The following is a 19,079-nucleotide window of genomic DNA, read 5'->3' on the forward strand; positions in this document are numbered from 1 at the left end:
ATCGAAACCACCGTCATCGCGAGGAGCGAAGCCTTGAGCCGCGAGCGCAGCGTGGCGGGACGTGGCGATCCAAACGGCGTTAGCCCTCCCCACGCCGCCTGGATTATTCGCTGCGCTCACCCTGCGGGCCAGCCTTCGGCTGTTCAATGCGCTGCGCGCATTAGTGCCGCGCTACGCTCGCAATGACGAGCGACCGACGCAGAACGGCGTCGCACTCGCTGCGGAGGTTTCGTGATAATCAGGAGGGGCACTGTTCAAACTCCTCAGGCGCGCCCCCAGGGGAAATCGATCACGCCGGTGATGTCATCGACGTCGAGCAGGCGCATCAGCAGGCGATCGATTCCAAGAGCCACCCCCGAGCAGTCCGGTAGCCCCGACTGCATGGCCTGGGCGAAGTATTCATCGGCCTCCGGAATCGGCTGCTCCTGCCGCTCCCGGCGCGCGCGATCGGCCTCCCGCCGCTTCAGAAAGACCGCCGGATCGGTCAGCTCGTGAAATCCGTTCGCCAGCTCCAGATCGCCCCAGTACAGTTCAAACCGACTCGCGTACCCGACCGCGCGTGGGTTGGAGCGGGCCAGGATTGCCTGGCTCTCCGGGTAGTCGACGATGAACGTCAGCCGGTCCCGGGGGAAGCGCGGGGCCAGTACCAGCGCCATCAGCGCATCCAGCCAGCCGTCACGGTCGAGGTTGCCGGTGAGTTCGAGACCGGCCTCGTGAGCCGCGCGCGCACACTGGACAGCGCTGCAGGTCAGGGGGTCCAGCCCGAGTTCGCCCCGGAAGAGTTCGGCATAGGCCACGCGGGTCGCCGTACCGACCGGGCGAGCCCACGCCCGATCCTCCGCGGCGACCGCCTGCACCAGATCCAGGACCTCGTCCATCAGGCGCCCGTCGTCGTAGCCCTGGCGATACCATTCCAGCAGCGTGAACTCGGGATTGTGGCGCCGGCCGCGTTCCTCGCCCCGGAACACGCGGGCAATCTGGTAGATGTCGCCGGATCCGTCGGCCAGCAGGCGTTTCATCGGATACTCGGGTGAGGTCTGCAGGTAACCGCTCGCCCCGCCCGGAGCCGACGCGCACCAGCTCTCCACCCCGGGATCCAGCGGCGCGCCCCCGGACAGCACCGGGGTTTCCACCTCGAGCACTCCGCGCCGGGCGAAGAAGCGACGTATGGCCGCGTTCACCCGCGCGCGCGGCTTCCGGGACGTCCCCGCGCAGGGCCGCCAGTTCACCGTGCCGCCCCCTGCAATCCGGATCCCGCACGGCGCCGATTCCCGGCTGGGCCGCCCATGGCGGGGACAGCGCGACGCGTTGCCTGCGCTGCCTCAGACGCGAGAGACGTATTCCCCGGAGCGGGTGTCGACCTTGACCGTCTCGCCCTCTTCCACGAACAGCGGCACCTTGACCACCGCCCCCGTTTCCAGCGTGGCCGGCTTGGTGCCGCCCTGCGCGGTATCGCCGCGGACGCCCGGGTCGCATTGCACGATCTTCAGCTCCACGAAGTTCGGCGGCATCACCGACAGCGGCTCGCCGTTCCACAGCGTGACGGTGCAGATATCCTGCTCCTTCAGCCATTGCGCGGTATCCCCGAGTGCGGCCTCGCCCACCGCATACTGCTCGTAGGTATCCGGGACCATGAAGTGCCAGAATTCGCCGTCCGTGTACAGGTACTGCATGTCGGTATCCATCACGTCGGCCGCCTCGACCGACTCGCCCGACTTGAAGGTCTTTTCCAGCACGCGGCCGGTGCGCAGATTACGCACCCGGACCCGGTTGAACGCCTGGCCCTTGCCCGGCTTGACGAACTCGTTCTCGACGATCACCTGCGGATCGCCATCCAGTAGAATCTTCAGCCCCGCCTTGAATTCGCTGGTACTGTACGTTGCCATGTCGTGTCGTCCTCGCGGCCCTGCTGCCGCCTGCAAGCGGAATCGTGGCCGGCCCCGGCCACCCAGGTAACCATGCCCACAAAGCCCATCATGATACCCCGACCCGGGCCATCCGCACAGACGCCCAAATGGCAGCGGGCGCTGGCCCGGGCGATCACCGACCCGCTGGAACTGCTGCGCCGGCTGGATCTCGAGCCCGACCGGGAACCGGAGGCGCTGCAGGCCCACCACGGATTCCGCACCCTGGTGCCGGAAAGTTATCTCGCACGCATCCGGCGTGGCGACCCCCGGGATCCGCTGTTGCTGCAGGTTCTGCCCCAGGGCGCCGAGGTGAACGAACGCCCCGGTTTCCTGGCCGATCCGGTCGGCGACCGCAGCGCCTTGGCAACCCTCGGACTGCTGCATAAGTACCCCGGGCGTGTGCTGCTGGTCACCACCGGTGCCTGCGCGATCCACTGCCGGTACTGCTTCCGGCGGGAGTTTCCCTATGGCGAACTTCAGGCGTCGCGGGACTGGGGCGATGCGCTGGATTACATCCGCGCGAACACCGGGATCACCGAGGTCATCCTGAGCGGGGGCGACCCCTTGGCGCTGCCCGACCGGCGGCTGTCCGAACTGGTTCGGCGCCTGGACGCGGTTGCCCACCTGCGCCGGCTGCGTATCCACACGCGGCTGCCCGTGGTGCTGCCGGAACGGGTCGACGCGGGACTGTTGTCCTGGCTGGGGACCGGGCGCCTGGCGCATGTGGTGGTGCTGCATGCGAACCATCCCCGCGAATTCGAGGCTCCCGCCGCGGCTGCGCTCGCACGGCTGCGATCCGCCGGGGTCACCCTGCTCAACCAGGCGGTGCTGCTCGCGGGCATCAACGACGATCCGGACACGCTGTGCGAATTGCAGCAGGCGGGCTTCGCGGCAGGGGTCCTGCCGTACTACCTGCATCTGCTCGACCGGGCCCGGGGCGTGGGGCACTTCGATGTCGACGAACGACGCGCACAGGCGCTTCATGCCATGCTGCGCGAACGACTGCCCGGCTACCTGGTGCCGCGACTGGTCCGCGAGATCGCCGGTGCACCCAGCAAGGTCCCCGTACCGGGCGATCCGGCCCCACGTGCTGGGTCCGATCCGGTCGGCGATGGCGGAGCCCGGATGTTTTCCATAGGATGATCCCACCACGGACGCAACCTGGGGCAGGCCATGAATGACCCGACGACAGGTGCACCATTCCCGCTCCCCCGGCGTATTCCTCCGGAAGCCGGAGGCTTCCCGCCACTCGAACTTGAGGCGCTCGCCCAGTGGATCGACGGCCACCCGCTGGCCGACACACAATCGGCCGCAGCCACGATGCTCGAGGCCGTACACGCGATCAACCGTGTCGCCATCGCGCCTGAACGGCTCGGGCCACTCGCCGATCTGCTGGACTCCCGGGTCCTGCCCATGCTGGACCTGCTCGACCAGCGGCTGCGCCAGCTCCCGGTCCCGCTGGGGCGCAAGAGCCGCGCACTCGCGGAGACCTATACTGCGCTGAGCGGTGAACTCACCATCACCCACCTGCAACGCGCGGACGACGCACTGCAGCAGGGCGGCACGGCCGACCCTGGGGCATTGCCGCACCTGGCCCGGGCCCTGCTGCTGACCGGGTGCCGCTGCATGCATGCCTGGCGCCTGTACCAGCCGGTGCCCGAGGGCATCTGGTTGCTGATCCACCGGATTTTCGCGGCAGCCGAACGCTCGGGCGTTGCCTCCCGCGCCGCGCCGCTACACGACAACCACCATGCGCTGGTGGCCGACAGCATCGACGGGCTGACCGCACGTCTCGCCGTACTCAGCGCCACCAATGTCCACGCCCTGCGACAGGGAGAAATCGATCATCTCGCACGCTGGCTGAACCCCCTGCCCCTGCGCTGCCTGGATACACCGCCGGCGGATGGCGGGGATGGCACCCCGTATCTGCGTATCCTGCTGGATGAAGACAGGCTTCCGTCGCTGCTGGCGGGAGGCCACCCGCCGGACACGGGCACAGCACGTTACGTCGCCCTCGGCCCGGTGCTGGCGGCGATCCGTTCGGGCCCCGGGGATCCGCCACGGGGCTGGCACCCGGTCAGCACCGGGCTGGACCAGCGGCTCCTCAATCTTTGGGTTGTCGGGCCGAAGCGTCATTTCAGCCGCGAACCTGCCGATACCGGCCCGGTCATCAGCGTCACCGGCCTTGCGGACATCCACGCACTGGTCCGCGCCGACTACCGTCACCAGCGCAAGCTGGCGCGTGGCGAAACCAGCCTGTTCCCTTCCGGTGTCTTCGTGCCGGGGTCGGACGGCGATGGCAGCCGGATCCCGGGCGTGTTCGCCGGTGATCGGGCAGAAGCCGACGAGGACAGTGGCTTGAGCCTCGAGGAGCGCACCACGGACACCCCGGGCGGGACCCGCTGGCTCGCCGATCAGGACATGGACCGCCTCGCAGTAGCCTGGAACTCGGCGTTACGCGGGATCGACCCGCGCTTGCAGGATGCCGGTGCTGCCCCGGCGGGCCGCGTCCCCCGCCCCATCGCCGCCCGGTTGCGCGATCTCGGTGCCGGGGGACTGAGCCTGCGGCTTTGCGCACCGGCCCAGAAGGTGTTCAGCGGCGACCTCATCGCGATTCGGACCACCCGTCAGCGGCACGTGTACTGGCAACTCGGAATGATCCGCTGGCTGCGCTACGACGACCCCGAGGACGTCACGGTGGGCGTACAGTTTCTCGCGCCCGTCTGCTCGCCCACCGAGATCCAGGCATACCGCGCCAAGCGGCCTTCTGGAAAAGCATCCCCCGGCCTGTTCCTGCGCCTGCCAGGGGAGCCCGCGCGCGGCAGCCTGCTGTTCGCTCCCGGAACGTTCGCCGAAGGCACCCGGGTCGTTTTCCGCCAATCGGGGGAACTGCAGACAGTGTCCCTGGACACGATCCGGTCCGAGAGCCACACCTTCGCCCGTGCCGATTTCCTGCTGTCGGAAGTGGCGCTCGCCTGACCGTCGGCACGCCCGGGTACCTGTAGCGCGCACACACCTACCGGCGCGATCGACCCTTGGTCAGCAGGGCCGCAACTTGGGTATGATGCCGAGCAGGGGAGATTAACAAGGGAACCGCGTCGCGACCCACGGCTCGCCCACATGATCCGGGCAGGCCCCGCCGGCAGCGTCCCCCGCGTTCGGCTGCACTCATCGCGTGCGGCCGATACGGCGCGCTCGATCCAGGAAACGATGGGTATCGATGATGACCGCAGCGATCCACACTCTGTTCGTCACCCTGGACCCGGAGCGGGCGGAACGCGTGATCAGCGGCATCCGAATGCGCGGCACCGCAGTGCGTGCGCAGCAGGCGTCGGACCGTTCGCAACTGGATGAGCTTCTCGACGCCAGCCGCTTCGACACGGTCGTGCTGATCGAGTCCGGGCTGGATCTGCAGCTGGACGAAATCCGCACGGCCCTGCACCAATCCGGACGGGAAACGCCGGTCATCGTGATCACCCCGCGCCCCGAACCCGAGCGGCTGGCCATTTACGAGGCTGGTGCCTTCGGGGTGGTCGGCTGCGACCAGGAAGACGTCGCCGCGATGCTGATCCTGAAGGCGGTCGAGTACCAGTTCTGCTGCAATCAGTTACACCGGACCCGCTACACGCTGCAGGAGGCCGAACGGCGTTACCTGCTGCTGCTGGACAGTTCGCGTGACCCCATCGCCTATGTGCAGGACGGCACCTACCTGTATGCCAACGACGCCTGGCGCGAATTCTTCCAGATCGAAACCCCGGAAGATCTCGCCCGGTACCGCATCGACGATTTCGTGGCCCCGGAACAGCGGGATCTCCTGCAGGCGTTGCTGGACGCGCGCAACGAACAGCCCGATACGGTCGAAACCACCCAGACGATGACGCTGCGGGATGCGCAAGGGCGATCCTTCGAGGCCGAGGTCGTGCTCACGGATGCCACCGTCGACGGCGAGGGCTGCACGGTGCTGCGCGTCGCCAACGATCGCCCCACGGGGACCACGGGTCAATTGTCGGTGCTCGACCCGGTCACGGGACTGTACAACCGGCGCTACCTGATCCGCTCCCTCGAGGATGCGCTGGTTACCGCGGCACGCTCCGAGTTGCCGTTTGCACTGATCGATATCTCGATCGACGACTTCGCGTCGATCCGGATCGAGCGCGGGCTGAGCACGTCGGACGTCCTGCTCGCCGACCTAGGCGTGTTTCTCAGGGAGCGTTTCCCCGCTCCAGCCACCGTCGCCCGCCTGCGCGGAGAGGAGTTCGGCGTGCTGGTGCCCGACGCCCGGCGCGCGGATTTGGAACCACAGCTCGACGCGCTGATCCGGGATGCATCCAAGCGGTCGATCGACCTGGGGCAGGACACGATCACGGTCACGCTGTCCTGCGGTGTCGTGATCGCAGACAACTCGGTGCCCGCCGCCGAACACCTGCTCACGCGCACCACCCGGGCGCTGGACCAGGCGCGCAGCGCGGGCGGCAACCGCTGCCACTTCCATCGCCCGGAGGACGGGGGACCGGCGCGTACGGCATCTGACCAGGCTTGGCACGCGCGGATCCAGGAGGCAATGGCCAACGACCGGCTGCGGCTGCTGTATCAGCCGGTGGTCAACCTGCACGGTGCGGACGTCCCCCGTTTCAACGTGTTTGTCCGACTGTTCGGACTCGAGGGCCAGATCTACGAGCCCAGCGATTTCCTTCCTGCCGCCGAACGTACCGGAATCGCAGCCGAGCTCGACCGGTGGATCATCCGCCACGCGATCGGAATACTGGCGGAGCGGCTGAAGGAGGATCCGAAGGCGATCTTCTTTCTGAAGCTCACGTGCGGCTCGCTGAACGACGGCTCGGTCGTCGTTTGGCTGCAGGAGGTACTGCACCAGCACCGCGTGCCGGCGGGCAACGTGGTGGTCGAGATCAAGGCGGCCACGATCATCACCAATCTGAAGGCGGCAATCGCTGTGGCGCGCGGCCTGAAGACGATCCACAGCTGCCTGTGCATCGACGATTTCGGCAACGGGCTCAACCCGTTCCACATCCTTCGCCACGTGGACGCCGACTACATCAAGCTCGACGGGGCCTTCGTCCGCGACCTGGTCACCGACGCGAACAACCAGCAGGCCATCCGCCGCTTCACCGAGGCGGCCCACGCGAAGGGCAAGCAGGTGATCGTGCCCCGGGTGGAGGACGCCGCTACACTCGCGGTCCTGTTCAGCCTGAACGTGAACCTGGTGCAGGGCTATTTCGTGCACCCCCCGAGCGAACAGCTGGACTTCGATTTCACCCAGGTGCTCTGAACAACCGCGAAAATGCAACCAGCGCAGATCCTGCGTCGATCGCGGCGACTCGCGCCGATGGCACCGGAATCCTCGTCCTGCGGGGCAGGCTGCTCTCCTACGCGGACCTGACCGCGCGAGCGCTTCTCGCGCGGGAAACCAACCCCTGCGCGTGCCTGCTGCGGCTGCCGCCGCGCGCCGGCCTCACTTGCTCCAGAACTTCAGGTCCTCGAAGAAGCTGCGCACGCCGTCGAGCCAGGAATGCGTCTGCGGGCTGTGCCGCGTGCCGCCCTCCTGGGTGGAGGCGTCGAATTCCTTCAGCAGTTCCTTTTGCCGATGGGTCAGATTGACCGGCGTCTCCACCACGACCCGGCAGAGCAGGTCGCCGACGCCGCCTCCATGCACCGAGGTCACGCCTTTGGCGCGCAGCCGGAACTGCTTGCCGCTCTGCGTCTCGGCGGGGATCTTCAGGGACACGCGCCCCTTCAGGCAGGGCACCTCCAGTTCTCCGCCGAGCGCGGCAGTCGCGAACGAGATCGGCACTTCGCAGTGGAGGTCACTGCCATCCCGCCTGAACAGCTTGTGCGGCTTGACCCGCACCTGCACGTACAGGTCGCCGGGCGGGCCGCCGTTGATCCCGGCCTCGCCCTGCCCGGACAGCCGGATCCGGTCCCCCGTGTCGACCCCGGCCGGGATCTTTACATCCAGCGTATTCTGCTGCTGTACTCGGCCGGTACCGCCGCAGGACTTGCAAGGGCTGGGGATCACCTTGCCGGTGCCGTGGCAGCGCGGACACGTCTGCTGCACCGAGAAGAAGCCCTGCTGAATCCGCACCTGCCCGACGCCGTTGCAGGTGGGGCAAGTCTCCGGGCTGGTGCCCGGCTCGGCGCCGCTGCCGTCGCAGGTATCGCAGACGGCAGTGGTCGGCACGCGTATCTTGACCTCGGTGCCGAACACCGCCTCTTCGAGCGTGAGCTCCAGGTTGTACTGCAGATCCGAGCCGCGATAGGCGCGGGCACCCCCGCCCCGGGCACCGCCGCCGAAGATATCCCCGAAGATATCCTCGAAGATGTCGCTGAAGCCCCCTCCGCCGGCACCGCCGAACCCGCCGGGCCCGCCGGGCCCCGCTGCCGACGCATCCACGCCGGCATGCCCGTAACGGTCGTAAGCCGCGCGCTTGCGGGCATCGCTCAGGACATCGTAGGCCGCCCGCGCTTCCTTGAACCGGGCCTCGGAATCGGCGTCGCCCGGGTTGCGATCCGGGTGATACTTCATCGCCAGGCGCCGAAACGCCTTCTTGATCGCCTCGGATGAAGCGTCACGGGCCACGCCGAGCACTTCGTAATAGTCACGTTGCGCCATCTCGGATCCTTGCGGGTTGCCGCGCCGCCCGTTCCGGGCCACGCGGTAAAAGGCACGCCCGGTCCCCTGTCGTGCCGGTCCCGGGCGTGCCTGATCGGGTCAACTGCCAACCGCCGGCCCATTGCGGTACCGGCGCCGCAGCTGCTTACTTTTTCTTGTCGTCGACTTCTTCGAACTCGGCGTCCACGACGTCGTCCGACGACCCGGAACCCTCGCCGGCGTCGGCGCTTCCGGTTTCGCCGCCGCTGGTCTTCGCATAGGCCTTCTCGGCGAGTTTGCCCGAGGCCTCGGCGAGTTTCTGGGTGGCGGCCTCGATCGCGTCCACATCGTCACCCTTCATGGCCGTGCGCACCTCGCCGATCGCGGCCTCGATCGTGACCTTCTCGTCGGCTTCGACCTGGTCCGCCAGATCCTTCAGCGATTTCTCTGCCGAGTGCACCAGCGCGTCCGCCTGGTTGCGCGCAGCGACCAGTGCGTGGAAGCGCTTGTCTTCCTCGGCGTGCGCCTCGGCATCCTTCACCATCTTCTCGACTTCCTCGTCGCTGAGTCCGGACGAGGCCTTGATCACGATGCGGTTCTCCTTGCCGGTGGCCTTGTCCTTCGCCGACACGTGCAGGATGCCGTTCGCGTCGATGTCGAAGGTGACCTCGACCTGGGGCACCCCGCGCGGCGCGGGCGGGATGTCGGTCAAGTCGAAACGGCCGAGCGACTTGTTGGCGCTCGCCTGCTCGCGCTCGCCTTGGAGAACGTGCACGGTGACCGCGGTCTGGTTGTCGTCGGCGGTGGAGAACACCTGCGTGGCCTTGGTCGGGATCGTCGTGTTCTTCTCGATCAGCTTGGTCATCACTCCGCCCAGCGTCTCGATTCCGAGCGACAGCGGCGTGACGTCAAGCAGCAGCACGTCCTTCACGCTGCCGCCCAGCACCCCGCCCTGCACCGCGGCGCCGACCGCAACCGCCTCGTCCGGGTTGACGTCCTTGCGTGGCTCTTTGCCGAAGTAGCCCTGGACCGCCTCCTGCACCTTGGGCATACGGGTCTGTCCGCCGACCAGGATGATGTCGTCGACCTGCCCGGTGGACAGGCCCGCATCCTTGATCGCGATCTTGCAGGGTTCGATGGTCCGCTGGATCAGATCCTCGACCAGGCTCTCGAGCTTGGCCCGGGTAACCTTCATCGCCAGGTGCTTCGGCCCGGTATTGTCGGCGGTGATGTAGGGCAGGTTGACCTCGGTCTGCTGGCTGGACGACAGCTCGATCTTGGCCTTTTCGGCCGCCTCGCGGATCCGCTGCATCGCCAACGGATCGTTCTTCAGGTCGATCCCCTGCTCCTTCTTGAACTCGCCGACCAGGTAGTCGATCAGGCGGTTGTCGAAGTCCTCGCCACCGAGGAAGGTATCCCCGTTGGTCGCCAGCACCTCGAACTGGTGCTCGCCGTCGACCTCGGCGATCTCGATGATCGAGATGTCGAAGGTGCCACCGCCGAGGTCGTAGACCGCGATCTTGCGGTCACCGCGCTTCTTGTCCATGCCGTAGGCCAGCGCCGCCGCGGTCGGCTCGTTGATGATGCGCTTGACCTCGAGACCGGCAATGCGCCCGGCGTCCTTCGTCGCCTGGCGCTGGGAATCGTTGAAATAGGCCGGAACGGTGATCACCGCTTCGGTGACCGTTTCGCCGAGGTAGTCCTCGGCAGTCTTCTTCATCTTCTGCAGCACGCGCGCGGAGATTTCCGGAGGGGCCATCTTCTTGCCGCGCACCTCGACCCAGGCGTCGCCGTTGTCCGCCTTGATAATCGAGTACGGAACCAGCTGGATGTCCTTCTGGACCTCCTTCTCCTGGAAGCGGCGCCCGATCAGACGTTTGACCGCATGCAGCGTATTCTTCGAGTTGGTGACGGCCTGGCGCTTGGCCGACTGCCCCACCAGCACCTCACCGTCCTCGGTAAAGGCCACGATGGAGGGCGTAGTCCGGGATCCTTCGCTGTTCTCGATCACCTTGGCCTGGTCGCCTTCCATCACGGCGACACAGGAGTTGGTGGTACCGAGGTCAATGCCGATGATCTTTCCCATGGTGTGCAGCTCCTGCGATGAATTGGGTGTTTGCAGCGCGCAACCGGGCTGGCCGCCGCCTTTCTGTCCGGGATATGGGGTGGGTGCCGGCGTTTTCAAGCGCCGCCGGGGGATTCCTCCGGCGCCCGTGACACGATGACCATCGCCGGACGCAGCACCCGCCCCTGCAGCAGGTACCCCTTCTGCATCGTCATCAGCACCGTGTTCGGCGGATGCTCGGTGCTCTCCTGCGTCGTCATCGCCTGATGCCTCTCCGGATCGAAACGCTCGCCGGTCGGATCCACCGGCTCGATCCCGAACTTGTCGAAGGCCTTGCGGAAGGCCTTCAGCGTCAGTTCCGTGCCTTCGATGATGCTGCCCGCATCCTCGGTCTTGCGTGCCGCTTCCAGACCCATTTCGAGGCTGTCGCACACGGTCAGCAACTCGGCCGCGAATCGCTCCATCGCGTACTTGTGCGCCGCCTCCAGTTCGCGCTCGAAACGGCGCCGCTGGTTCTCGAGTTCCGCCTGCGCGCGCAGCAGCTGATCCCGGCGCCGATCCGCCAGCTCCTCGAGGTCCGCGAGCCGCGCCTGGATGTCTTCGCCGCCCTCTGCTGCCGGCCCTTCGGTTGCGCCCGTTGCCGTTTCCTGCTCCTCCTGGTTCACGGACTCGTGTTCCACGTTTTCCCGCTGGTTGGACATGCTTCCCTCTTGCTGGTGACGAAATCGAATGGAGGCGCAGCACTGCGCCCGCGTCTCAACGGCTGTCTGGGGACTCGTTGTGCGAATTCAAGGCGGCGCCGAGCAGGCGCGCGGTGATGTCGACGATCGGGATCACCCGGTCATACGACATCCGGGTCGGCCCGATCACCCCGAGCACGCCGACGATCTCGCCGTCCACGCTGTACGGCGCGGTCACCACGGAGCAGTGCTCGAACCATTCCAGCCCCGACTCCCGGCCGATGAAGATCTGCACCCGGTCGGCCCGGATACACTGATCCAGGATCGCCAGGATCTCGCGCTTCTCGTGGAAGGCTTCGAGCAGCTGGCGCAGCCGCTGGATGTCGGACAACTCGTCATAATGCAGCAACTGCGTCTCGCCGGCCACGAGCATGTCGTCGGGATCGTCCTCGCCGATCGCGCGTTCGCCCAGGTCGATCGCCGCGAGCATCATCGCGTCGAGATCGCGGCGTACCGAACGCATTTCCGCGAGCAGCTGCCCGCGTACCACCTGCAGCCCCTGCCCCGCGAGGTGGGCATTCAGGTAATTCGCCATGCGCTGCAGTTCCGGCGGCTGATAATCGCGCTCCAGCTCGAGCACACGGTTCTGCACCTCCTTGCCATCGATCACTAGGATCGCGAGCACCCGGCGTTCGCTCAGGCGCAGGAACTCGATCTGGGTCAGCGCCACGTTGCGGTTGCGCGGCAGGCGCACCATGCCGGCCAGCCGGGTCACGCTGGACAGCACGCTTCCCGCCGTGTCGAGCAGATCCTGGGTCGTCGCACCCCGGTGGAAGCGTGACTCGATGGCTTCGACCTGTTTCCGGTTCGGCGCCCGGATCTCGAGCAGCGCGTCGACGAACAGCCGGTATCCAGCCGCGGTCGGCACCCGCCCGGCCGAGGTATGCGGCGCATGCACCAGCCCCAGATCCTCGAGATCCGCCATCACGTTGCGAATCGTCGCCGGGCTGACGTTCAGCCCGCTCGTGCGGGCCAGCGTGCGCGAACCGACCGGTTGCCCGTCGCGGATGTAACTCTCGATCAGGGTGCGCAGCAATGTCCGTGCGCGGGCATCGAGTTGGATGTCCTGCATGCGTCGTTCTCGTATCAGCGCTTGGGGCCGTTGAGTGCCAGCCCAGTCTATGCCATGCCCCCGGCCAGTCAAGGGTGCTCCGAACCGGCTGCTGGCGACCCGGGTGCACGCACCCGCGGTTTTCCGGATAATGCAGCGATGCAAGCAACTTTCAGCACGATCGGGCTGGTCGGCAAGGCCAACGATTCCCGCACCGCCCCTCTTGTATCGGTCCTCGTCGACGCATTGCACCAGCGTGGCCTGGGCATGATCATCGAGCAGGGCATCGGAGATTGCGAGCACCCTTCAGGATGTACGGTCGCTCCACTCGCGGAACTGGCGCCGGCAGTCGACCTGATCATCGTGATCGGCGGGGACGGTACGCTGCTCGCCACCGCGCGCGCAACGGCCGAGCACGGCACCCCGATGCTCGGGATCAACCTCGGGCGGCTGGGGTTCCTGGTCGACGTGTTGCCGGACCGCGCAGCTACGGAACTGAACGAGGTACTCGACGGCGCCTACGAGATCGAGCCGCGCGCGATGCTGCAGACGACGCTGCTGCGCGACGGCAGCCCGATCCACCATGGCCTGGCGCTGAACGACGCAGTGCTGCACGTGCAGAGCGTGGTCCGGATCATCGAATTCGACACCTTCATCGATGGACTCGACGTGGGACGCCTTCGCGCCGACGGACTCATCATCGCCACACCCACCGGCTCGACCGCCTATGCGCTGTCGGCCGGTGGCCCGATCCTGACTCCCGAACTGGAGGCGATGGTCGTGGTGCCGGTCTGCCCGCACAGTCTGAATCACCGCCCTCTGGTGGTCAGCGGACGTGCGGTCATCGAGATCAAGCTCAGCAGTGCCAGCCGTTCCCCGGCGCAGGTGGCGCTGGACGGACAGGAGAACCTGGACTTCGCACCGGGGGACGTCTTGCGGGTGGAGCGGCGGGCAGAACCGCTGACGCTGGTGCACCCCCGCCACCACCACTTCCTGCGCATGCTGCGCTCCAAGCTGCGCTGGGGCGAGCATCCCTGACCGGCCGGGGACGAAGACCAGCCATGTTGCGGCATATCACGGTCCGGGACTTCGCCATCATCGACCACCTGGAACTCTCGCTCGGCGCAGGCATGACCGCACTGACCGGGGAAACCGGCGCCGGCAAGTCGATCCTGATCGATGTAATCGGTCTGCTGCTGGGTGACCGGGCCGACGCGGCCAGTGTGCGCGACGGTACCGCGCAGGCCGACCTGAGCGCGGAGTTCGAACTGCGGCCGGGCCATCCGACCGGCGCATGGCTCCGGGGCGAGGCGTTGGCAGAGCTGGCGGACGACCCGGACACGACCCACGTGCTGCTGCGCCGGGTGATCACCGCGCAGGGCAAGAGCCGAGCCTGGATCAACGGCCGCCCGGTCACCGTGGCCCAGCTAAAGACGGTCGGGAAATGGCTGGTCGACATCCACGGCCAGCACGCCCACCAGCAGTTGCTGCAGCGGCCCGCCCAGCGGGCACTGCTGGACGGTTTCGTGGCGGTGGACGTCCGCCGCGAGGTGACCGCGGCCCACGCCGAACTTCAGGCCACTTCCGGGCGCCTGGACACGGCGCGCGAGCGGCTGGCATCCGCGTCCGACCGCCTCGACCTGCTCCGGTTTCAGGCGGCGGAGATCCGCGAACTGGGGCCGCACGAAGGCGAATTCGAGGAGATCGCCGGCGAACAGACACGGCTCGCGCATGCGGCGGAGGTGCTCGGGGCCCTGCAGGCCGCGCACCAGGCGATCGACGACGATGCCGGGATCGACCCGGGCCTCGGCCAGGTACTGGCCGGCTTGCAGAAGGCCGCGCGCCATGACAGCCGGGTCGAACCCGTGCTGGAACTGCTCGAGTCCGCGCGCATCCAGGTCCAGGAGGCGGGCGACCAGCTGCGCCGCATGGCCGACCGCATCGAGATCAATCCCGAGCGGCTGGCCGAGGTCGACGCGCGGGTTGCCGCCTACCTCCGACTGGCCCGCAAACACCGGACCAACCCCGATGCACTGCCGGGTCTGCTCCATGCGATGGAGGCCGAACAAAAGGAACTCGACGCGGGCGACGCGGCGGTCGCGGCACTCGAGCAGGATCTGGCCGCGGCACAGGCCCGCTACGACCGGGCCGCCGAGGCGCTGAGCCAGGCACGGCGCGCGGCCGCTGCGCGGCTCGATCCGGCGGTGACCGAGACGATGCAGGAACTGGGAATGACCGGCGGTCAGTTCCGGATCGAGTTGCAGGAGCGACCCGACGAAGCCGGCCCGCAGGGGCGTGACCGGATCGAGTTTCTGGTCTCCGCGAACCCGGGCTCCTCACCGCAGCCGCTGGCTCGGGTCGCCTCCGGGGGCGAACTGTCCCGGATCGGCCTTGCACTGCAGGTGCTCGCCAGCGCGGAGCAGGCGGCGGACAGCCTGATCTTCGACGAGGTCGACAGCGGAATCAGCGGCGCAGTGGCCGAGGTGGTCGGGCGCAAGCTGCGCGCGCTCGGCGCACGTTACCAGGTGCTCTGCGTTACCCATCTGCCCCAGGTGGCTGCACAGGCCCACTGCCAGTTCCAGGTCAGCAAGTACCGCGGGCGCGACCATGCACGCACCGAGATCACCCGTCTCGCGCCGGGCGACCGCATCGAGGCAGTGGCGCGCATGCTCGGGGGCGTCACACTGACCGAACGCAGCCTCGAGCACGCGCGCGAGATGCTGGAAGCAGCGGCCGGAGAACCCGCGGGCACCGAGCGCGCATCGTAGAACGCCGCGGGTACCGTGTCCGCGGGCGGCCGGGGAACCGGCGCCGGGGATCAGCCGGGCCGGTGCGGGCAGTTCTCATCGCTGCAGTCGCCGTAGATCACCAGCGCATGATCCTGGATCCGGTACCCGTGCGCCGTCGCAATCTGGCGCTGGCGCTGCTCGATGGTGTCGTCGAAGAACTCCTCGACCCGGCCGCACTGGTTGCAGATGATGTGGTCATGGTGGCCGCCCCGCTCGAGCTCGAAGACCGCCTGGTTGCCCTCGAAATGCAACCGGGACACAAGCCCCGCCGCCTCGAACTGCGTCAGCACGCGATACACCGTGGCCAGGCCGATCTCCTCGCCCGAATCCAGCAACTCCCGGTAGATCGCCTCGGCCGTCAGGTGGCGGGTCTCCGACTCCTCCAGGATCTGCAGAATCTTCATTCTCGGAAGCGTGACCTTCAGTCCCGCCTTCTTCAGGTTTTGGGTTTCCACTGCCAGCTCCTTGACACCCTGGAGGTCACGGTCACGCCTGCTGCTGACCTCGAGCGGATGTTGTACCATCGGACGCTCGCATTCGCCAGATCGGAAGCACGCGCCCGATGCTCAAGATTCTCACTTCTATTGCCGTCATCGCAACCCTGCTCGCGGCCTGCAGCGTCCCGTCCTACCGGCTCGACGTGCAGCAGGGCAACGCCATCGACGACGACAAGGTCGCGCAGCTGCGCGAGGGCATGACCGCGCGGCAGGTCGCCTTCCTGCTCGGCACCCCGCAGGTACAGGGCACGTTCGTGCGCGAGGACCGCTGGGACTACGTCTACTACAAACGCCCGGGCCGGGGCGCAACCGAACTGCGCCGGGTCTCGGTATTCTTCGACCGCGGCCGCGTCGCCCGGATCGAGGACACCCGCCCACCCACCGCACCCGACGGTTGACCCGCTAGTGGCCCACTAGGCACTGCCGTCGGCGCCCGAGGCCCCTCCCTTGCGGGTCGGCTTGCCCTGGGCCGCGCGCTGGCGCCGCACCTCCTTCGGGTCCGCGATCAGCGGGCGGTACACTTCGACACGATCGCGGGCCCGCAGCACGGTATCCATGCGCGTGAGCTTGCCGAAGATGCCCACCTTCGCCGAGCCGAGGTCGATTTCCGGAAACCGCTCGGCAATCCCGGACTCCTGCAACGCGTCAGACACGGTCGCGCCTGTCGCCACCTGCACCGGCAGCACGACCTGCACGTCCGGGCGCGCGTAGGCTACCTCGACCGAGATCGTCGGCGTGGCGTTCGGTTCGCGCTGCTCAGCCATCGTCTGTACCGTGAACCACCCGCGCACGCCTGACGAAGGCATCCACCAGGGAATTGGCCAATTGGTTGAAGACCGGGCCGAGCGCCATGGCCATCAGTCGGTTCGAGAACTCGAACTCCAGATCCAGCACGATCCGGGTGCCGCCGTCGTGTTCGTTGAACTGCCAACCGCCCTGGAGCCGGCGGAATGGCCCGTCGACCAGCTGCATCCGGATCCGGTGCGGCGGATCGAGACGATTGCGCGTGGTGAACGACTTGTGCAGCGCGCCCTTGGCCAGTTCGATCCGCGCCTTGACCTCCGCCTCCCCGGTCTCCAGAACACGGGCGCTACGGCAGTGCGGCAGAAACTCCGGGTACGCGTCGATGTCGTTGACCAGGGCGAACATCTGCTCGGGCGAGTACGGAACCACCGCCGAGCGCTGGATGCGGCTCGGCATCAGACCAGGCCGACCGCACGCAGGAACACCACCAGAATGGCGATCGGGGCCACGTAGCGGACGAGGAAATACCACAGCGTGAACAGCCACCCCAGTTTCAGGCGCAACTCGGACTGCACCGAGCGTTCGGTCATGCGCCAGCCGACGAACAGCGCGATCAGGAACCCGCCCAGCGGCAGCAGGATGTTCGCGGTGAGGTAGTCCAGCAGGTCGAGGATACCCCGGTCGAACAGCGTGTACTCCGCCCACACGTTCAGCGACAGCAGCGCGCCGATTCCGAGCAGCCACGCGAGCATCGCCACCGTCGTGGTCGCGAACACCCGGGTCGCCCCGAGGTTCTCGACCAGGAAGGCGACCGCCGGCTCGATCAGGGAGATCGCCGAGGTCCAGGCCGCGAACACCAGCAGGATAAAGAACAGCGTCCCGAAGTACAGCCCCAGCGGCATCTCGGCGAAGGCCAGCGGCAGGGTCACGAAGATCAGCCCCGGACCCTGGGCCGGCGACAGGCCGGCGGCCAGCAAGATCGGGAAGATCGCCAGCCCTGCCAGCAACGCCACCAGGGTGTCGGCCGCGACCACCGTACCCGAGGTCTTCGCGATCGCGGCATCGCTGCTCAGGTAGCTGCCATAGACCATGATCGCCCCCATCCCGAGACTCAGCGTGAAGAAGGCCTGGCCCATCGCCAGCAGCACCGCGTTCGCGGACAGCGCGGAGAAGTCCGGGCGGAACAGGAAACGCAGACCGTCGGCAAACGCGCCCTGCGCCATCGAGTAGCCCACGAGGATGATCAGCAGCACCACCAGTGCCGGCACCAGAATCGTCACCGCGCGCTCGAGCCCGGACTGTACCCCCCGCGCAACCACCATCGCGGTCATCACCATGAAGATGGTATGCCAGGCGAGCAGTGCCTCCGGGTCCGCCAGCATCGCACCGAACAGCTCCGAGGAGCCGTCCGCGTCTAGGCCGGTGAAACCGCCACTGCCGGCCTTGAACACGTAGGCCAGTGCCCAGCCCGCGATCACACTGTAGAACGACAGGATTAGGAAACCGGCCAGCACGCCGATCCAGCCCATCAGGCCCCAGCCGCGGCTGAGCCCTTCCTCTCGGGCCACGGTCAGCATGGTGTTGATCGGGCTCTGCCGCCCCCGGCGCCCCAGGAGGATCTCCGCCATCATGATCGGCAGGCCGATCAGGAGGATGCAGGCGAGGTACACCAGAACGAACGCACCACCCCCGTTCTCGCCGGCAATGTACGGGAACCGCCAGATGTTCCCCAGACCCACCGCAGAACCCGTGGCCGCGAGAATGAAGGCCAATCGCGTGGACCACTGCCCGTGGATGGAGACGGTTGCTGGCATCGATCTGCTTCCCCCTGGTTTTGGCGGATTGTGAGGCAAGGCCGGCAGGGGCTCAACTGAACCCCGCCGGACCCGCGTCTTCCGCCGCAGCCACGGGGGGACGTGCCCGGCGAGCCCGAAGCGGAGGCGGGGCTCGCACACCCGCATAGCCAGCCCGACCGCGACGGATTCACGCTCCGCCAGTCGACGGGCCACGCGGCGGCAGCGATTGTTATACTGCACGGTTATGGCCAAGAAGAACTCCGGGAAACACGACGGCTCCGCCACGATCGCGCTGAACCGCAAGGCGCGGCACGATTTCTTCATCGAGGACCGCTTCGAGGCGGGGCTGGTGCTGGAAGGCTGGGAGGTCAAGTCCCTGCGCGAAGGCCGTGCCCAGCTCAGCGAGTCGTACGTATTGCTGCGCAACGGCGAGGCCTGGCTGTTCGGAGCACACGTGACCCCACTCAGCACCGCTTCGACCCACATCCACCCGGACCCGACCCGCACTCGCAAGCTCCTGCTGAAACGCTCGGAGATCAGCCGCCTGATCGGCGCGGTCGAACGCAAAGGCTACACGCTGGTTCCGCTCGCCCTTTACTGGAAGCGCGGGCGGGCCAAACTGGAGATCGGGCTCGCCAAGGGCAAGAAGGAATACGACAAGCGCGCGACCGACAAGGAGCGCGACTGGCAACGCGAACGGGGCCGGATCCTCAAGGGCCGCTGACCCCTTCGCATCCCCCAGCGCCGAGGCTGCAAGGACACCCGCCGCCACCGCGAGGCTGCCCCTGGATCTGTCCGAAAGGTTGGGGGTGCAGGCATCCGCAACCGGCTTTCATCTGCCGGGGCGACGCGGGCCGCCACGATCGTTCGCACTCGGGCCAGA

17 protein-coding genes are annotated in these 19,079 nt (G+C 67.4%); 7 read left to right on the forward strand and 10 right to left on the reverse strand.

Translation table 11 applies throughout. The features are described from left to right. Positions 1 to 263: 263 nt before the first annotated feature. A complete protein-coding gene (epmA, locus tag TVNIR_RS14850; protein ID WP_043739800.1) occupies positions 264 to 1,229 on the reverse strand; it encodes an EF-P lysine aminoacylase EpmA in 966 nt (321 codons plus the stop codon). 93 nt (positions 1,230 to 1,322) lie between these two features. Continuing rightward, positions 1,323 to 1,886 carry an elongation factor P gene (gene efp / locus TVNIR_RS14855; protein ID WP_015259890.1) on the reverse strand — a complete coding sequence of 188 codons (564 nt, stop codon included), beginning with the start codon at positions 1,884 to 1,886 and terminating at the stop codon, positions 1,323 to 1,325. Positions 1,887 to 1,958: 72 nt separating this feature from the next. Between efp and epmB the strand changes: the two genes are divergently transcribed. From epmB to TVNIR_RS14870, 3 genes are all read left to right on the forward strand, one after another. Next, complete coding sequence (gene epmB, locus TVNIR_RS14860; RefSeq protein WP_083499478.1) at positions 1,959 to 3,050, forward strand: EF-P beta-lysylation protein EpmB; 1,092 nt, start codon at positions 1,959 to 1,961, stop codon at positions 3,048 to 3,050. Positions 3,051 to 3,080: 30 nt separating this feature from the next. After that, entirely contained in the window at positions 3,081 to 4,886 is a 1,806-nt protein-coding gene (locus TVNIR_RS14865) for a hypothetical protein (RefSeq protein ID WP_015259892.1), read from the forward strand. A 241-nt stretch (positions 4,887 to 5,127) separates the two neighbouring features. Further along, the gene (locus TVNIR_RS14870) at positions 5,128 to 7,194 is read left to right on the forward strand and encodes an EAL domain-containing protein (protein ID WP_015259893.1); all 2,067 of its coding nucleotides are present in this window, start codon (positions 5,128 to 5,130) and stop codon (positions 7,192 to 7,194) included. Between the two features lie 183 nt (positions 7,195 to 7,377). Here the strand turns inward: TVNIR_RS14870 and dnaJ are convergent, their stop codons facing one another. The 4 genes from dnaJ to hrcA form a co-directional block, all read right to left on the reverse strand. Then, the gene (dnaJ, locus tag TVNIR_RS14875) at positions 7,378 to 8,535 is read right to left on the reverse strand and encodes a molecular chaperone DnaJ (protein WP_015259894.1); all 1,158 of its coding nucleotides are present in this window, start codon (positions 8,533 to 8,535) and stop codon (positions 7,378 to 7,380) included. Between the two features lie 145 nt (positions 8,536 to 8,680). Next, positions 8,681 to 10,636, reverse strand: coding sequence for a molecular chaperone DnaK (gene dnaK, locus TVNIR_RS14880; protein WP_083499540.1), 1,956 nt, complete (start codon positions 10,634 to 10,636; stop codon positions 8,681 to 8,683). Positions 10,637 to 10,695: 59 nt separating this feature from the next. Continuing rightward, a complete protein-coding gene (gene grpE / locus TVNIR_RS14885) occupies positions 10,696 to 11,280 on the reverse strand; it encodes a nucleotide exchange factor GrpE (RefSeq protein WP_015259896.1) in 585 nt (194 codons plus the stop codon). A gap of 55 nt (positions 11,281 to 11,335) precedes the next feature. Further along, the gene (gene hrcA, locus TVNIR_RS14890) at positions 11,336 to 12,391 is read right to left on the reverse strand and encodes a heat-inducible transcriptional repressor HrcA (protein ID WP_015259897.1); all 1,056 of its coding nucleotides are present in this window, start codon (positions 12,389 to 12,391) and stop codon (positions 11,336 to 11,338) included. Between the two features lie 138 nt (positions 12,392 to 12,529). On the opposite strand from hrcA, the gene TVNIR_RS14895 reads away from it, so the two are divergent. After that, on the forward strand, positions 12,530 to 13,408 hold the full coding sequence (locus TVNIR_RS14895) for an NAD(+) kinase (RefSeq protein ID WP_015259898.1): 879 nt from the start codon (positions 12,530 to 12,532) through the stop codon (positions 13,406 to 13,408). A 23-nt stretch (positions 13,409 to 13,431) separates the two neighbouring features. Then, positions 13,432 to 15,138 (forward strand): DNA repair protein RecN, encoded by a 1,707-nt coding sequence (recN, locus tag TVNIR_RS14900; RefSeq protein ID WP_015259899.1) that lies wholly within the window; start codon positions 13,432 to 13,434, stop codon positions 15,136 to 15,138. 50 nt (positions 15,139 to 15,188) lie between these two features. Here recN and fur read toward each other — a convergent pair whose 3' ends face one another. Then, on the reverse strand, positions 15,189 to 15,614 hold the full coding sequence (gene fur / locus TVNIR_RS14905; protein ID WP_015259900.1) for a ferric iron uptake transcriptional regulator: 426 nt from the start codon (positions 15,612 to 15,614) through the stop codon (positions 15,189 to 15,191). A gap of 107 nt (positions 15,615 to 15,721) precedes the next feature. On the opposite strand from fur, the gene TVNIR_RS14910 reads away from it, so the two are divergent. Next, positions 15,722 to 16,054 carry an outer membrane protein assembly factor BamE gene (locus tag TVNIR_RS14910; RefSeq protein WP_015259901.1) on the forward strand — a complete coding sequence of 111 codons (333 nt, stop codon included), beginning with the start codon at positions 15,722 to 15,724 and terminating at the stop codon, positions 16,052 to 16,054. Positions 16,055 to 16,069: 15 nt separating this feature from the next. Here TVNIR_RS14910 and TVNIR_RS14915 read toward each other — a convergent pair whose 3' ends face one another. The 3 genes from TVNIR_RS14915 to TVNIR_RS14925 are packed head-to-tail and all read right to left on the reverse strand — an operon-like array spanning position 16,070 to position 18,214. Then, positions 16,070 to 16,420, reverse strand: a complete 351-nt coding sequence (locus TVNIR_RS14915) for an RnfH family protein (RefSeq protein WP_015259902.1) — start codon at positions 16,418 to 16,420, stop codon at positions 16,070 to 16,072. After that, on the reverse strand, positions 16,413 to 16,856 hold the full coding sequence (locus TVNIR_RS14920) for a type II toxin-antitoxin system RatA family toxin (protein ID WP_015259903.1): 444 nt from the start codon (positions 16,854 to 16,856) through the stop codon (positions 16,413 to 16,415). Before TVNIR_RS14920 ends, TVNIR_RS14915 begins: the two co-directional genes overlap by 8 nt. Then, on the reverse strand, positions 16,856 to 18,214 hold the full coding sequence (locus TVNIR_RS14925) for a sodium-dependent transporter (protein ID WP_015259904.1): 1,359 nt from the start codon (positions 18,212 to 18,214) through the stop codon (positions 16,856 to 16,858). Before TVNIR_RS14925 ends, TVNIR_RS14920 begins: the two co-directional genes overlap by 1 nt. Before the next feature lie 226 nt (positions 18,215 to 18,440). On the opposite strand from TVNIR_RS14925, the gene smpB reads away from it, so the two are divergent. Further along, the gene (gene smpB, locus TVNIR_RS14930) at positions 18,441 to 18,920 is read left to right on the forward strand and encodes an SsrA-binding protein SmpB (protein ID WP_015259905.1); all 480 of its coding nucleotides are present in this window, start codon (positions 18,441 to 18,443) and stop codon (positions 18,918 to 18,920) included. The last annotated feature ends 159 nt before the right edge of the window (positions 18,921 to 19,079 follow it).

Source organism: Thioalkalivibrio nitratireducens DSM 14787 (assembly GCF_000321415.2).
GTDB classification, from domain to species: Bacteria; Pseudomonadota; Gammaproteobacteria; order Ectothiorhodospirales; family Ectothiorhodospiraceae; genus Thioalkalivibrio; species Thioalkalivibrio nitratireducens.